1 protein-coding gene is annotated in these 2504 nt (G+C 47.4%); it reads right to left on the bottom strand.

Translation table 11 applies throughout. The annotated features are described in order from the left end of the window. Positions 1 to 2504: efflux RND transporter permease subunit (locus tag RH89_RS14500; RefSeq protein ID WP_004403355.1), on the bottom strand; the 2504-nt coding region annotated here is incomplete at both ends.

The following is a 2504-nucleotide window of genomic DNA, read 5'->3' as shown; positions in this document are numbered from 1 at the left end:
AGAATCAGGTAGAGACAAGGAACGAGCACTAGGGTCAGTAATGTAGCGAAAAGAACCGCAAAACCAAGTGCTACCGCCATAGGGATAACAAATCTGGCCTGTAGGCTTGTTTCGAACATGATGGGTAAAACGCCCGCAAAGGTGGTGATGGACGTGAGCAATATGGCTCTAAATCGTGCGCATCCCGCTTCGATCACCGCTTCTTTCACAGACAAGCCTCGCGCTCTTGCTTGGTTGACGTAGTCCGTCATGACAAGTGAGTCATTAATAACCACACCTGCAGCAGCGATCAACCCGAATGTTGACATCATGCTGAGATCTAGCCCGAACCAGTAGTGTCCCCATATCGCACCAGTCAGACTAAATGGAATGACTGACATGATGATCAGAGGTTGAGAATAGCTCTTCAAAGGCACGGCAAGCAGAATGTATACGATGATCATACCGGCGATAAAGAAGGCGATCTGTTCATTTTGCTGAGCCTGCTGTTCTTCAATTGAGCCGCCTAACTGCGTTTTTACCCCGGGGTATTTTGCTAAAAGATCAGGGAGTAGTGTCTCTCGAACTGTGCCGACTACTTCATTAGGCTCGACAACTTCTTCATCAATTGAACCATAGACATACACAGTTCGATATCCACCTTCTCGACGAATGCTGCTGATGCCCGGTTTTTGATCTATGGTTACCACGTCACCTAACATGACTTTCTTGCCTTCAGGTGTAGTGATCACGGCATATCGTAAAGATGAAAACGCTTCACGTGTTAGCTGAGGGTAGCGAACCATGACTTTGACTTCTTCACCGTCACGAATGATTCTCTGCGCTTCTCCACCATAGAAGCTACCACCAACCTGAAGTGCGATGGACTGGAGATCCAAACCCAGGTCATAGGCGACAGGGGCAAGTGAAAGCAGAACTTCTTTGCTGCCCGTGTCTATGGACGAAGATATATCGTACAGACCAGTCTGCTGCTGAAGTTTAGTAATTAACTCACGACCAGCATCATTCAATACATCGATATCAGAGCCAAAGAGCAGGTAACCAAATTCATCGCCACCATCGCCGCCATTAACGTCATCTTGGATGGTGATGGTTTTCAGCCCAGGAATAACAGGCAGACGTTCACGCCAGAGCCTGGAAAGTTCAAACGTGTTGAAAGGTCTCAGCTCTTCATCGACGAGTGGAATAACGAGTCGTCCACCAGTTCGGCCACGGCTCATCGAGAGTAGGTCTTTGATCATACCCTGACCGTGCTCTTTGATGGTTTCATCTTCCACTTTCCAGATCACTTGCTCAATAGTTTGCAGAGCTTCAATGGTCTGTTCATCAGAGACGTTGTCATTCATCTCGATTTTGATACCCGGAAAATCGTGTGGAACCTTGGGAGACGGAACAACGCGTACATGATTGGAGAAAACCAGAGCGAGACTAATAGCCAGTATGCCTGCAAAGGTAGCCAGCACCGACCAGCGCCAGTGTGTGCAGGTTTCCACAAATCGACGGTATGGACCATTAACAAATCCGAAGAATCGCTTGTTAAAGCGGTCTCGCCAACTGCCTTCTTTAATTGGTGTGAAGTTTGTGTGAGCTAGGTGAGCAGGCAGGATCAACTTGGATTCAATCAAACTGAATATCAGACACAAAATAACGACAGAAGCGATGCCAAAGAAGAATGCACGTTCCGGCCCGGTCGACATAATGAATGGTGCAAATACAGCGATGGTGGTAAGTACGCCAAATGTTGCAGGTGTCGCGACCTTTTTCACGCCTCTGACGACGTTGTTGATTCCCCCGCCGTGTTTTTCGATTTCCGAATAGGCGCTTTCCCCCATGACGATGGCGTCATCAACGACGATACCAAGCACCATAATGAAGGCAAACAAAGAAATGATGTTAATACTGACGCCAACCACTGGCATCATCATCATGGCACCCAGGAAACAGACCGGAAGACCGACCATTACCCAGAATGCCAGTTTCACCCTCAGGAAAACACTGAGCATGATGGCAACCAACACTGCACCCTGAAGCAGGTTTTTCAACATCATGTCCAGTCGGGCGTTCAGATAGTAGGTCATGTCGACCAGGGTTTTTATCTGCATGCCGTCAGGTAGTGTTTTGTTTTTCTGCTCTATGTATGTCTTTACCGATTCGGCAACTGGGATAATGTTTTGCTTTTTGGTGGCGTTAACGGACAGATAAACCGCATTTTGCCCAGAGTATTTGAAGTGGCGCTTACCTTCTGTAAACCCGTCTTTTATTTTTGCTATGTCCTGCAGATAGACTTTCGCACCGTTGTCGCCAATCTTGACCGGAATATTACGGAACTCCTCCCCGCGGTAGTATTGGTTTTCAATACGTACGGAAATCATGCCTGTATTCGTACGGACTTCACCTGCAGAGTAGTTTGCGGAGTAGCGCTTAATGGCTTCGGTTACGTCATTAAGCGTTAAGTCGTATTTCCTTAAGGTGTCTGGGTGAACCTCTATCGCAATTTCTTCACT

The sequence above is a fragment of the Vibrio nigripulchritudo ATCC 27043 genome, from assembly GCF_000222685.1.
Lineage (GTDB): Bacteria > Pseudomonadota > Gammaproteobacteria > Enterobacterales > Vibrionaceae > Vibrio > Vibrio nigripulchritudo.
The sequence above is the reverse complement of the archived record's forward strand: the minus strand, read 5'-3'. Positions and strand labels throughout refer to the sequence as shown.